This window comes from Pseudoalteromonas sp. 78C3 (genome assembly GCF_002836695.1).
Lineage (GTDB): Bacteria > Pseudomonadota > Gammaproteobacteria > Enterobacterales > Alteromonadaceae > Pseudoalteromonas > Pseudoalteromonas arctica.
The window spans coordinates 39,207-52,715 of sequence record NZ_PJAV01000164.1 but is presented as its reverse complement, the minus strand read 5'-3'; the positions used below and the strand labels follow the sequence as shown (position 1 = coordinate 52,715).

Sequence of the window (13,509 nt, the reverse complement as noted above, 5' to 3'; positions counted from 1 at the left end):
AAAGGTTAAATACTTCTAGCGACCTGAAGTGCTTCAAAAATAGCGCGTTTAGCATCAATAGCTGCAGCTAGTTTAGCTCCGCCTATAACATGTACCTTTGCGTTATCTGTGTAATTTTCTAGCACTTCGTTATTAGAAACCTGGCCAATACAGGCAATAACAGTGTCTACTGGCAGTACTTGAGTTTCACCAGCAACATTAATAGTTAGTCCGCTTTTATCAAAGCTTTGGTATTGGCAATCAGCAATTTGCTTAACGCCATGCTGCTTAGCAATTTGGCGATGTATCCAACCCGTTGTTTTACCAAGCTCGCTACCAAAACGACCCGCACTGCGTTTTAACATATACAATTGACGTTCATCTTTATGAGGTTGGGCTTCACACTCAATCCCCCATTGCGTTTTAAACTCGCTAATAGTTTGCGATTTATGTTCGCTTAAAAACGCAACCATATCAAAACCTATACCACCGGCACCTAAAATAGCAATTGATTTACCCAGCTCTACTTCGCCGCGTATAACTTCGTCATAAGCAAATACACGCTTATCATCGCTACACTTAATTAAGGCTTCACGCGGCCTAACGCCAGTTGCGAATACGATGTCATCATAGCTTTTAAGCATTGAATCGTCATAAGCTTTACCAAGCTCTACAGTTACTTTTAATCGCTCAAGCTCATTAGTGAAGTAAGTAAGAGTATGGTTAAAGTCTTCTTTACCTGGTATTTGCATAGCTAAATTAAATTGGCCACCCATTTGCGGTTTTTGGTCAATTAGCGTGACGTTATGCCCTTTTTGAGCCAAGTAACAACTTGCCGATAAACCAGCAGGGCCTGCACCGACTACTAATACATTTTTAGCTTTGGTTGCTTTCTCTAACGGGTAATCTAGCTCAAATGCAGCTTGTGGATTAACTAAACACGTAGCACGTTTATTTTTAAATACGTGATCTAGACAACCTTGGTTACACCCTATACAAATATTAATTTGCTTAGATTGATTCTTTGCGTATTTATTAAAAAACTCTGGATCGGCAAGTAGCGGCCTTGCCATCGAAATTAAATCAGCCTCGCCTGCATTTAAAATATCGTTAGCAATTTCTGGAGTATTAATTCGGTTAACAGCAATAACTGGCACGCTCACCACGTCTTTTAAACGTTTTGATGCTTCTTTAAATGCACCTGGCGGCACCATACTCGCAATAGTCGGTACACGCGCTTCGTGCCAACCAATACCTGTGTTAAAAATATCAACGCCCGCTTTTTCAAGCTCGGTAGCTTGTATGACAACTTCCTCAGGTGTTGAACCGTTTGGGATTAAATCAATAACCGACAATCTAAAAATGATTAAGAATTGCTCAGATACTTTTGCTCTTACAGCTTTAACTATTTCAAGCGCAAGTCGCATTCTATTTTCTAGGCTGCCACCAAATTCATCTTCACGTTTATTGGTGTGCGGCGCCATAAACTCATTAATCAAATACCCTTCAGAACCCATAACTTCAACGCCATCGTAGCCGGCTTTTTCAGCCATATAGGCAGAGTGCGCAAAGTCTTTAATTGTTTTTTTAATCGAGCCAAGCGTCATCGCTTTAGGTTTATAAGGATTAATAGGTGCTTTTATTGCACTTGGTGCCTGATTGAATGGATGGTACGCATAACGTCCAGCATGTAATAATTGCAAACAAATTTTTCCGCCGTGTTTATGCACAGCATCTGTGTAAGCGCGGTGCTTAAATACATCGTAATAACTATTAAATGAAGATGAAATAGGTGTTAATTTGCCACGTAAATTAGGGCTGTATCCGCCCGTAATTAACATTGCAGTGCCGCCTTTTGCACGTGCTTCGTAAAATGCACGTAAGCGTTTGCGGTTATGCCATCCCTCTTCAAGGCCTGTATGCATTGAGCCCATCACTAATCGGTTACGTAATTGTGTGTGTTTTAATTGTAATTGTTGTTCTAACATCTTGTGCCCCGTCAACTGGTCTAACCTGTATACATTAGCTAATTCTGCTTTAATGGCAAGTAATAAGCAATATGTGCCTTCATTTAATTAAAAAAAGCCATAAAAACATGTATTAATAGCACCTCATAAACACTTCGTTACGATTTAGCAGTTAAATTTATTTTTATTCTAGGCTAAGATGGAACTAATGTATTAACTGTACCAAATTAAGGAGCTATTTTGATAGCAAAGGTATTTAAAGGTATTTGGACTGGAATTAACTTTTCTCGTCGTTTAATACTCAACATTCTGTTTTTATTACTGGTAATTGTTTTCTTAGTGTCACTCTCAAGTGACAACGATAAAATAATAGTTGAAAATGGCTCTGTGCTTAGGCTTAACCTAAATGGCCCTATTGTTGAAGAAAAAACATACATAGATCCGGTCGAAGCTGCAATTAGTGATGCTACTTCTGGTTCTGAAGCGCCAAGCGAAATATTACTCGACGATATTGTTGAAGTAATAAACGAAGCGACTAAAGACGATCGCATTACGGTGATGCTGCTTGATTTACAAGAAATGCCTAAAGCACATTTAAACAAACTTAAGCAAATTACCAATGCTATTGATGCATTTAAACAAGCTGGCAAAAAAGTGATTGCATCGGGTTATTACTATACCCAAGCACAATACTATATTGCATCACATGCTGATGAAATAGCTATGCACCCATACGGTAGCGTAGGTATTGAAGGTTACGGCATGTATCCGCTTTACTTTAAAGATGCACTTGAAAAGCTTGAAGTAACGCAGCATATTTTCCGTGTTGGTACATTTAAGTCTGCTGTAGAACCTTTCATTCGTAATGACATGTCTGAAGCAGCCAAAGAAGCTAACCGTGTTTGGTTAGGCGCTCTTTGGAGTGAATACAAACAAGATGTTGCTGCGGTTCGCCCATTTGATGAGTCAAATTTCGACGAGACAATGGACGTATATCTTGAAAAAATGAAAGCTGCCGATGGCGATGCAGGTAAATATGCACTTGACCACCAGTGGGTTGATTCTTTAAAAACAAATCAACAAGTTCGCAAACAATTAATTGATTTAGTTGGCGCACAAGAAGATGGCAAAACATTTAAGCAAGTTTCATTTCGTGAATACTTAAGCTTGGTTAAACCACCGATTGAATTTGATAACCCTATTACCGAAAAAGTCGCCGTTGTAGTTGCTAAAGGTACAATTGTTGATGGTGAGCGTAAAGCTGGAGAAATTGGTGGCGACTCTACAGCAGCCCTACTTCGTAAAGCACGCCTTGATGACAAAGTTAAAGCGGTCGTACTGCGCATTGATTCAGGTGGCGGTAGTATGTTTGCCTCTGAAGTTATTCGTGCAGAAGTATTAGCGCTTAAAGCTGCTGGTAAGCCTGTTATTGCCTCTATGAGCTCTGTAGCTGCATCAGGTGGTTATTGGATTGCCTCTGCTGCAAACGAAATCTGGGCAGCACCGAGTACTATTACAGGTTCAATTGGTGTGTTTGGTACGTTTATGACATTTGAAAAAACCTTATCTAAAGTTGGTGTTTATTCAGATGGCGTTGCAACAACCGAAATGGCTGGTTTTTCTATCACTCGTCCCCTAAACGAAAAAATGGGTCAAGTAATTCAGATGAGCGTTGAAGAAGCATACGGTCGCTTTTTAAATGTTGTCGCTGATGCCCGTAATATGACGCCTGAGCAAGTTGATAAAATTGCCCAAGGCCGCGTATGGATTGCATCTCAAGCACTTGAACTAGGTTTAGTAGACAAACTTGGTGATAAACAAGATGCTATAAAAGCAGCCGCAGCACTTGCAAAACTGAATCACTATGAAGTTAAAACCATTAAACAAGATTTAAGCTCGCAAGAAAAAATGATTCAAAACATTTTTGGTAACGCGTCTATTAAATCGATGCTTGGTTTACAAACACAAAAAACATCTGTGTTAGCAACGCAAGCTAACTTGCAAAGCGTTATTAACCAATTAAGTACTGAAGTTGAAAACCTTAAAGATTACAACGATCCACAAGGTGTATATGCACGCTGTTTAGTGTGTAACGTTGCACAATAAAAGTGCATAGCTTTACCTAATCAGCTGTATTTAAAGTTACTTAACGTTATACTAAGCCCAGTTTTTTTACTGGGCTTTTTTTATGAAACGTAAACGCATTTATATCGCTTATACTGGCGGTACTATAGGTATGAAAAAATCGAGTCGAGGTTATATTCCTGCTGAAGGTTTTTTAACAGAAACCGTAGTAAACAACGCAGAGTTTAACCGTGATGAAATGCCTTTGTTTGATATTCACGAATACTGCCCGCTTATAGATTCTTCAGATATGTCTCCTGAGCATTGGCAACTTATTGCTGATGACATTAAAAACAAATACCAAGATTATGATGGTTTTGTTGTGCTTCATGGCACCGATACAATGGCGTATACAGCCTCAGCACTATCGTTTATGTTCGAAAATCTAACTAAACCTGTAATTGTAACTGGCTCACAAATTCCGCTTTCTCAATTACGCTCAGATGGTCAAGTAAACCTTCTGAATGCAATGTATTTAGCGGCAAATTATCCAATTGCAGAAGTAAGTCTATTTTTTAATAACCAACTGTTTAGAGGTAACAGAGCAACTAAAGCCCACGCCGATGGATTTAATGCATTTGCGTCGCCTAATCTTGATCCCTTAGCGTTATCGGGTATTAGTATTCAACTTATTAAAGGCCAACTTAGTCCTTATGTTGAAAATGAGCTGCAAGTTACCCCTATTACACCTCAACCCATTGGTGTGCTTTATTTATACCCTGGTATTAGTCAAGAAGTGGTTAAAAGCTTAGTTAACGGCAATATTAAAGCACTGGTGTTGCTTAGTTTTGGTGTAGGTAATGCACCGCAAGATCCTAACTTTTTATCAATACTTGAAGATGCAAGTAAACGTGGCGTCGTTATTGTTAATTTAACTCAGTGCTTAAAAGGCCATGTAAATATGGGCGGCTATGCAACGGGTAATGCACTGTTAAATATTGGTGTTATTAGTGGGTACGATATGACCCTTGAAGCATGTTTAACTAAATTACATTATTTATTTAGCCAAAAGCTAGAAGTAGAGACGATTCGTCATTTAATGCAAGACAATTTACGTGGTGAGTTAAGCCGTTAAATCTCACAGCACCAAAAATACAAAAGGCACGCTAAATAGCGTGCCTTTATCGTTTTAAACAACTGTTTATTATCTAACTTTAGCGTCGATATCTACTAGGTCAGTTAAATGGCATGTTTCACCGCTATGGGTTTTAACGCCGTGCTCACCAAAGTAATCACGCTGGGCTTGAACTAAGTGCCCATTACTCGGTGTGGTTAATGTTGCTAAATACGTTTGTGTAGCACCCAATACAGGGAATGCTAAACCAGTCATTATTGCTTGTCCGGTAATTTTGCGCAAAGAGTTAGACTCTTTCTCAAGGGTATCAATAAATTCAACACCTTGTGCAACGCTATCAAGGTAGTCAGCACGAATAATACAACCAGCACGCCACGTTTGAAGCGTTTTAGATAAATCAACTTTCCACTGATGAGTACGTGATGCACCTTTAATTAACGCTAAACCTTGGCGATACGCTAGTAAGCTTGCAAGTAAGAACGCTTCTTTTAGCTCTTCTAAATCAATTTCAACATTGTTAGTTGATTTAGATGCATACGTCATCTCTTGCGCAGCCGTTGTATTACATGCATTAGTTAAATGACGTGCTTGTACAGCAGCAACAAGTGAAGGAACTGCAATACCAAGCTCTAGTGCATTTTGCGCAGTCCAAAGACCAGTACCTTTAGCGCCAACTTTATTATCAATTAAGTCCGCAAGCGGTACATTATTATGATTTTCAAGTGACAATATGTGGCTAGAAATAGACAGTAAGTAGCTATTTAATTGACCTTCTGACCAGTCATTAAATATCTCAGCCACTTCTTTTGGAGAACGATTAGTGCCTAGACGAAGTAATTGGTACACTTCTGCAATAAGTTGCATAAGAGCGTATTCAATACCGTTGTGAACCATTTTTACAAAATGACCACTTGCTGATTGACCAACACGTGCAAAACACGAGTCGCCATTATAGCTAGCAGCTACTTTTTCAAACCATGGCTCAATACGTTCCCAACCACCCTCAGAACCACTTGCCATCATTGCAGGACCATGGCGAGCGCCTTCTGCACCGCCAGAAATTCCCATAGTGGCAAATTCAAATTTATTTTGGTATTTAAGTTTACGCGTTATACCGTCTTTATAATTACTATTACCGCAATCGACAATCATATCGTCACAGTTAACGCCGGCCTCTACAAGTTCATTACAAACTGTATCAACTAACTCACCAGCAGGAACAAGTAATAAAATAGAACGAGGTGCCTCTAAACGCCTTACCATGTCTCTTAAATCAGAGACAATGTGAAGCCTATCAGCCATGCCTTGAGATTTAGCACAACTTAGTAACTCTTCACCCGCATGTGGGTTTTTGTCATAAGCGACTAGCGTTATCCCTTTTTCAATCAAGTTTAGGGCAAGATTTTTTCCCATAACGCCTAACCCTACTAATGCAACTTGCATCTAGTGTCCTCCTCGGTAACAACTATTTGGTTAGAAAATTCAGTGTATAAATTAAATAATACCGCGTGCATTATACTCATACAGTCATAAAATACTAATTATGAGTCAATACAACATGCTTTTTTATTACAGATAAATAAGCTACGTAATTATATCAAACATCAATGGTCTCGGGGTGACTAAAAGCAAAGCTAATTGAAATTAAGATCATTGACGCATTCTGACACCGGTGTCATAATGATGACACAATAGTTTTGTATAAAATAGTGGCAAACCTTTGAAGTTTGCACATAACTAAAATATTTTATTCTAATATAGATATTTTAAGTCAACAAAATAACGTCAACATGCTTTCACCAAGCAAACAGGAGAAATTGATGCTAAGACGCACGAAAATAGTCGCTACCCTTGGACCTGCTACCGATAGAGATAACAACTTAGAAAAAATTATTATCGCTGGGGCTAATGTAGTACGTTTAAACTTCTCACATGGTGTTGCCCAAGATCATAAAGACCGTGCACAAGCTGTACGCGATATTGCAAAAAGATTAGGCAAGCATATTGCTATCCTTGCTGACCTTCAAGGCCCTAAAATCCGCGTTTCTACTTTTAAAGAAGGTAAAGTAACGCTTGCTGTGGGTGCAAAATTTACCCTTGATGCAAAAATGGAAAAAGGCGAAGGCGACATAAACTCCGTAGGTATTGATTATAAAGAATTACCTAACGATGTAAGCCCTAACGATTTACTACTTCTAAATGACGGCCTTATTCAATTAAGTGTTAATGAAGTAGCTGGGCATTTAGTGCATTGTACAGTTACTGTTGGCGGTGTTTTATCTAACAATAAAGGTATTAACCGTTTAGGTGGTGGCTTAACTGCTCCAGCATTTACTGAAAAAGACAAAGAAGATTTAATAACTGCCGCTGAAATTGACGTAGATTACATTGCCGTATCATTCCCACGTAGTGGCGACGATATGCGCTACGTACGCTCACTTGCTGAAGCTGCTGGTTCAAAAGCACAGTTACTTGCTAAAATTGAACGTGCTGAAGCCGTTGAAACCCAAGAAGCTGTTGATGACATCATTTTGGCGTCTGACGCTGTAATGGTTGCTCGTGGTGATTTAGGTGTTGAAATTGGTGATGCTGCTCTTATGGGCAAGCAAAAACTAATTATTCGTCGTGCTCGTTCATTAAACCGTACTGTAGTAACAGCAACGCAAATGATGGAATCGATGATCGATAACCCTATGCCTACACGTGCAGAAGTTATGGATGTTGCAAATGCTGTTCTTGATGGAACAGATGCTGTAATGCTTTCAGCTGAAACAGCTGCCGGTGATTACCCTGAAGAAACAGTTGCGACTATGGCACGTGTTTGTTTAGGCGCTGAATCGCAAAAAGAAACGCACGTTTCTAAGCACCGTTTAGATAGTCGCTTTTCTAACAATGCTGAATCAATTGCGCTTTCTGCTATGTATGCAGCTAATCACTTAGATTCTGTTAAAGCAATTATCACACTTACTGAATCTGGTAGTACGGCTAAATTAATGTCGCGTATCAGCTCAGGCTTACCAATCTACTCGCTTTCACGTCATGCGAGTACATTAGGTCAAACAGCACTTTATCGTGGTGTTTACCCAGTATTTTTTGATTCTACAAAAACTGAAAAAGACGGTATGGTAAAAGCTGCGCTTGATACTTTAGTTTCTCAAGGGTCTTTACAGTCTGGCGATACAGTAATTATTACTCACGGTGACTCAATGGAAACTGTGGGCGCAACTAACACAATGAAAATTGTAACTGTTGCGTAATTAAACGCCGAATATAAAAAATGCGAGCTTAGCTCGCATTTTTTGTGTCTGTAATAAAAGCGTTAGCTTTAACTTGCTAACGCCGCTTTAACCTTATCTCGGTAGCTACGGCTCACTTTTAATTCTTGGCCATTTTCAAGTACTAATAAATACTCACCACTTACTTGTGTAACCAGTTTACTAATTTGTTTTGTATTTACTATTGCGCTGCGATGTACACGCACAAATAACTGAGGGTCGAGCTCTTGCTCAAGCTCTTTCATTGTTTTACGTAGAATATGCGTTTGTCCGTCTTCACAGTGCAAACACATATAGTCACCTGCTGCATCTACCCATTGGATAGTCGCTACTGGTACACGAATAATTTCACCCTGCTCTTTTACAGCAAGCGATTCTGGGTAACGTCTGTCTGTTAGCATATCGCCAGTGGCTAATTTTTTAAGTATTTCTTCGCAATTGTTACCAGTAATACCGGCTACAAAACTCGCTAGTTTTTTCTTATGGGCGTTGTCTTGCTGCGTTTTTAAGTAGGTATGCACTTTTTCTACCGCCTGTTTTAGTCTGTTATCATCAACGGGTTTTAAAATGTAATCGAGAGCATGAATTTCAAACGCTTTTACAGCAAACTGGTCAAAGGCCGTTACAAATACGATCGCTGGTAATGCTTTTGAGCTTTCGCTAAGGGCTCTTGCTACTTCAAAGCCATTCATACCTGGCATTTGAATATCTAAAAAAACCAAATCAATTTTCTCGCTTTGACACATTTCAATTGCATCAGCGCCTGAACTACACAATTTAATTACTTCAATATCAGAGTATTCTTCGAGCCTTACCGCTAAACCTTTTCGTGCTAACGGTTCATCATCAACAATGAGTGTTTTTATTTTAGTCATTTTTCACAGCCTTCTCAAAAGGTACTCGCAGATTAACTTTTAATCCACTTGGCGTATTATGTGATAATACAAACGAATAATTATTTTCATACAACGTTTTTAATCTATCTTTGGTATTAGCGACACCTACGCCTTGAGCGTTAACTAATTGGCCATCGAGTATGTCAGTACCTGGGCCGTTGTCGCCCACTTCTAGTAATAACTCATTCGCAAATACCTGTGCTTTTATATCAATTACTCCACCTTCTGTTAGATGGGCAATAGCATATTTAATCGCGTTTTCTATAATAGGTTGCAAAATTAAGCTCGGTACTAAAGCCTCTTTAGCTTGCTCGCTTATATCTACATTTACCTTTAATCGCTCATCAAAACGTACACGTTCTATTTCTAAGTAAAGCATGAGCGCATGTAACTCTTGCTCTAACGGTACTTTTTTTATTGGATCGGTATTTAATGTATAACGTAGAAAGTCACTTAACCTTGCTACCATTAAGTTAGCATCTTTGTTTTCTTTAACCAAAATTAAAGTAGAAATAGCGTTAAGTGTATTGAATAAAAAATGGGGGTTAAGCTGATACCTAAGCATTTTTAATTGCGCTTCGTGTGCCATAGTTGTGGCTTTTAGTGCTTTTTGTCGCTCACTTTGTAATAACTGATAATATTTAACGCCAAAGTACAAACCACTCCAACATAAAATAATATATACAGAATCTAAGCCTTGCTGCAGGTAATAAAACCACTCCTCTGGTCTATAACCATGGCGGTATATTTCCCACAAATTAAATTTTTGAACGACAGCCCATAAAGTACCTGTTACATAAGAGGCACCAAATACCACAATCATTAATACCCAAGGCGAGGCATTCCAAATTTTACGGTAAATATACCTAAGCGGTACTGTCATTAAGCAACCAGCGTAAGCATTTAATAAAATAACAAATACGTATATATCACGCATTTCAAATACTTTAGAGCCAATATAATTTACTAACGCATAACCAATCCAGCCTGCAATCTGCAAAAGCCAAAAAAAGCGTTGTCTGTTATCGACTAAAGATTGCCAGTTCAAAATAGATGTTTACTCCGTATAGTTAAAGACTAATTCCATAAAATAGGCGCTTGTTATTCTTTATTATTTTTACCTATGTAGGGCTAATTTTAATAAAATTAGATAGTCTTATTATATAGATTTATGAGTTTGCATAGCACTACAGCCTACCTTGCTTTTTAATAGTCTTACCGCAAACAAATAGTAGATACACTAAAAAAGCGAAAGGTTATTCACCTTTCGCTTTTTAAATATAAATAGCTTTGTGTAAATTAAGCTAGTTTGTCTGATGCTACTTTGTATGTTGGATCTTCAATCACATTCACTTCAACCAAATCGCGTGCTTTATGCAACAACTGCGTACAGTCTTTACTTAAGTGACGTAAGTGAAGTTGTTTACCTGCTTTTGTGTACTTATCAGCAAGTGTGTCAATTGCTTCTATTGCACTGTGATCAGATACGCGGCTATGCTTAAATTCAACAATTACATTTTTAGGGTCATTTTTAACATCAAATAACTCTGCAAAGTTTTTAACTGAACCAAAGAAAAGCGGGCCATGTAACTCATATACTTTAGCGCCTTCTTCGTCAATATAGTTAGTTGTGTATATGTGCTTAGCATGCTGCCAAGCAAATACTAATGCAGATACAATAACACCTACACATACTGCAATCGCTAAATCGGTAATAACCGTCACACCCGATACAAGTACTATTACGAACGCGTCTGATAGAGGCACACGCTTCATCATTTTAAAGCTGGCCCATTCAAACGTACCTAATACAACCATAAACATAACACCAACAAGTGCAGCTAGTGGGATCATCTCAATTAAGCTTGAAGCGAATATGATGAACGCAAGCAACATCAATGCAGCACTTATACCCGATAAGCGAGAACGACCACCTGAGTTAATGTTGATCATTGATTGACCAATCATTGCACAACCACCCATAGCACCAAACATACCACAAGTAATATTTGCAGCGCCTTGGCCTATACACTCTTTATTACTATGACCGCGAGTTTCTGTAATCTCGTCAATTAAGCTAAGCGTTAATAATGATTCAATTAAACCAATAGCCGCTAAAATAAGTGCATAAGGAAAAATAATTTGTAGCGTTTCGAAAGTAAACGGCACCATAGGAATATGAAACTGAGGTAAACCGCCTGCAATTGTTGCAGCTTCGTCGCCTGTCATTCCTTTTAAGAAATCAACTACAGTATGCGCTTCTAAATCCAAACCAATGACTAAAGCAGTCACTGTAATAATAGCGACTAATGTAGAGGGTACAGCCGTTGTTAGTTTAGGTAAAAACTGAATAATAGCCATGGTTAAAGCCACTAAACCAAGCATAATATATAACGGGTTACCCGTCATCCATTCTTGTCCGCCCATACCATCAGGCACTTTAAATTGTCCTAACTGAGCGAGAAAAATAACAATAGCTAAGCCGTTTACAAAACCAAGCATTACCGGATGAGGAACCATGCGGATAAACTTACCGAGTTTAAATACACCCGCGAGTATCTGCAGTATGCCCATGAGCAATACGGTCGCAAATAAATACTCAACACCATGATCAAGCACTAAACTTACCATAACAACAGCTAGTGCACCGGTTGCACCTGAAATCATACCAGGGCGGCCACCAAATATAGCCGTAATTAAACCAACGATAAACGCGGCATATAGACCAACTAAAGGTTCTACATTTGCAACAAAGGCAAACGCAACAGCTTCTGGAACTAAGGCTAGCGCCACAGTTAATCCAGATAAAATATCGTTTTTAGCAGAGCTAGGCGCCCTACTGAGTAAGTTAAACATTGAGTTCCTCAAATGGTGTAATGGGTATCAAAAAAGCGCTAAATTCTACCAAATTAGCGCTCAGTTAACAATTGTCATTATGTGGTTAAACTAAACTAAAAGAGGTTTAGCTTTTAAAAGAAGTGCTTTTATAAAGGGAGGGAAGTACTGCGTTTTACACATGTCATTGTTACATTAGAATGTACTTCTTGTACATATTCTAAGCTTAGTAAATTATCGCGTACAAAGTGCTCATACCCTTCTATGCCTTGTGAAATTATGCGTAGCATAAAGTCCATTGTTCCAGCCATGGTGTAACACTCTGTTACTTGATCATAACTCATTATAAGTTTTTCAAATTCAGCAAGGTTCTTTTTACCGTGATTTGATAAACGCACATGTGCATATACAAGCATATCAAAGCCAAGTTTTTTCTCATCTAAAAGAGCCACTTTGCTTTTTATATAACCATCTTGCTCTAGCTTGGCAATTCGACGCCAGCATGGAGATTGAGACAAGCCTACTTTATCAGCAATTTCTGCGGTTGATAAACTAGCATCTTGTTGTAAAAGTGCCAATATTTGGCGATCTACGTGATTTAGAGACATTTTATTTCTTATTTATCAAATAAACTGGTTAAATTATACAACCATTTTAAAACTCAGTCTGCTTATTTTTAATTTTTATGCAGTTTGCCAAACTTCAAATAAGTAACTTAACCAAACTTACCACTCACAAAAGGATTTGTTTGTTTTTCAAATCCAACCGTAGTGTCGCTCCCATGCCCTGCCAATATTTTAGTATTATCAGGCAAGGTTAGAATATGCGTCTTAATCGAATCTATAAGTTGTTCGCTGTTCCCCTTAGGGAAATCAGTTCGCCCTACTGAGCCTTTAAAAATAACATCACCTACAATAACGCATTCATTGTCTTGTTGATAAAACACAATATGACCAGGTGTATGCCCTGGGCAATGCTTCACTAAAAAGCTAAGTTTACCTACGCTCACGGTGTCGTTATGGTTTAGCCAAATATCCGGATAAAAAGGCTCAATGGGTTTAAACCCGAACATTTGTGCTTGCATAGGTAAGTTTTCAAACCAGAAGTACTCATCTTTTTGTGGGCCAATAATTTGTACGTTAAATTGATTACGTAAAATATCAGCCCCACCCACATGATCTAAATGCCCGTGCGTTAACCAAATAGCACTTAATTCTAGTTTATGCTCATTAAGGGCTGCTACTATTTTATCAGGGTCGCCACCTGGGTCTATGACTACGGCTTGTTTAGTTTCACTACACCAAATAATACGACTATTTTGTGCAAATGCAGTGACGGGTATGGTTATAATTTGCATA

Annotated in this window: 10 protein-coding genes; 3 read left to right on the top strand and 7 right to left on the bottom strand. The window is 38.5% G+C overall.

The features are described 5' to 3' along the window. Nucleotides 1-5: 5 nt before the first annotated feature. Nucleotides 6-1,967 (bottom strand): oxidoreductase, encoded by a 1,962-nt coding sequence (locus tag CXF76_RS14775; protein WP_101164051.1) that lies wholly within the window; start codon nt 1,965-1,967, stop codon nt 6-8. A 219-nt stretch (nt 1,968-2,186) separates the two neighbouring features. On the opposite strand from CXF76_RS14775, the gene sppA reads away from it, so the two are divergent. Beyond that, nucleotides 2,187-4,052, top strand: coding sequence for a signal peptide peptidase SppA (gene sppA, locus CXF76_RS14770; RefSeq protein WP_101164050.1), 1,866 nt, complete (start codon nt 2,187-2,189; stop codon nt 4,050-4,052). An 82-nt stretch (nt 4,053-4,134) separates the two neighbouring features. After that, nucleotides 4,135-5,145, top strand: a complete 1,011-nt coding sequence (ansA, locus tag CXF76_RS14765; protein ID WP_101164049.1) for an asparaginase — start codon at nt 4,135-4,137, stop codon at nt 5,143-5,145. 69 nt (nt 5,146-5,214) lie between these two features. Here ansA and gndA read toward each other — a convergent pair whose 3' ends face one another. Next, the gene (gndA, locus tag CXF76_RS14760) at nt 5,215-6,588 is read right to left on the bottom strand and encodes an NADP-dependent phosphogluconate dehydrogenase (protein ID WP_010554474.1); all 1,374 of its coding nucleotides are present in this window, start codon (nt 6,586-6,588) and stop codon (nt 5,215-5,217) included. A gap of 377 nt (nt 6,589-6,965) precedes the next feature. On the opposite strand from gndA, the gene pyk reads away from it, so the two are divergent. Beyond that, nucleotides 6,966-8,402 (top strand): pyruvate kinase, encoded by a 1,437-nt coding sequence (gene pyk, locus CXF76_RS14755; protein WP_101164048.1) that lies wholly within the window; start codon nt 6,966-6,968, stop codon nt 8,400-8,402. Between the two features lie 68 nt (nt 8,403-8,470). Here pyk and CXF76_RS14750 read toward each other — a convergent pair whose 3' ends face one another. The 5 genes from CXF76_RS14750 to CXF76_RS14730 all read right to left on the bottom strand — a co-directional run bounded on the left by CXF76_RS14750 (nt 8,471) and on the right by CXF76_RS14730 (nt 13,508). Then, nucleotides 8,471-9,295 (bottom strand): LytR/AlgR family response regulator transcription factor, encoded by an 825-nt coding sequence (locus CXF76_RS14750; RefSeq protein ID WP_007582688.1) that lies wholly within the window; start codon nt 9,293-9,295, stop codon nt 8,471-8,473. Then, nucleotides 9,288-10,364, bottom strand: a complete 1,077-nt coding sequence (locus CXF76_RS14745; RefSeq protein WP_007582687.1) for a sensor histidine kinase — start codon at nt 10,362-10,364, stop codon at nt 9,288-9,290. Before CXF76_RS14745 ends, CXF76_RS14750 begins: the two co-directional genes overlap by 8 nt. A 251-nt stretch (nt 10,365-10,615) precedes the next feature. Continuing rightward, nucleotides 10,616-12,172, bottom strand: a complete 1,557-nt coding sequence (locus tag CXF76_RS14740; protein WP_010554472.1) for a SulP family inorganic anion transporter — start codon at nt 12,170-12,172, stop codon at nt 10,616-10,618. A gap of 128 nt (nt 12,173-12,300) precedes the next feature. Beyond that, nucleotides 12,301-12,759: an Lrp/AsnC family transcriptional regulator gene (locus CXF76_RS14735; RefSeq protein WP_007375323.1), complete on the bottom strand. Its 459-nt coding sequence runs from the start codon at nt 12,757-12,759 to the stop codon at nt 12,301-12,303. Between the two features lie 107 nt (nt 12,760-12,866). Continuing rightward, nucleotides 12,867-13,508, bottom strand: coding sequence for an MBL fold metallo-hydrolase (locus CXF76_RS14730; protein ID WP_101164047.1), 642 nt, complete (start codon nt 13,506-13,508; stop codon nt 12,867-12,869). Between the last annotated feature and the right edge of the window lies 1 nt (nt 13,509).

Bases quoted from the DNA above. Each gene is read 5' to 3' on its own strand.
- CXF76_RS14775 (WP_101164051.1), bottom strand. From the start codon at position 1,967: ATGTTAGAACAACAATTACAATTAAAACACACACAATTACGTAACCGA.
- ansA (WP_101164049.1), top strand. From the start codon at position 4,135: ATGAAACGTAAACGCATTTATATCGCTTATACTGGCGGTACTATAGGT.
- gndA (WP_010554474.1), bottom strand. From the start codon at position 6,588: ATGCAAGTTGCATTAGTAGGGTTAGGCGTTATGGGAAAAAATCTTGCC.
- pyk (WP_101164048.1), top strand. From the start codon at position 6,966: ATGCTAAGACGCACGAAAATAGTCGCTACCCTTGGACCTGCTACCGAT.
- CXF76_RS14750 (WP_007582688.1), bottom strand. From the start codon at position 9,295: ATGACTAAAATAAAAACACTCATTGTTGATGATGAACCGTTAGCACGA.
- CXF76_RS14740 (WP_010554472.1), bottom strand. From the start codon at position 12,172: ATGTTTAACTTACTCAGTAGGGCGCCTAGCTCTGCTAAAAACGATATT.
- CXF76_RS14735 (WP_007375323.1), bottom strand. From the start codon at position 12,759: ATGTCTCTAAATCACGTAGATCGCCAAATATTGGCACTTTTACAACAA.
- CXF76_RS14730 (WP_101164047.1), bottom strand. From the start codon at position 13,508: ATGCAAATTATAACCATACCCGTCACTGCATTTGCACAAAATAGTCGT.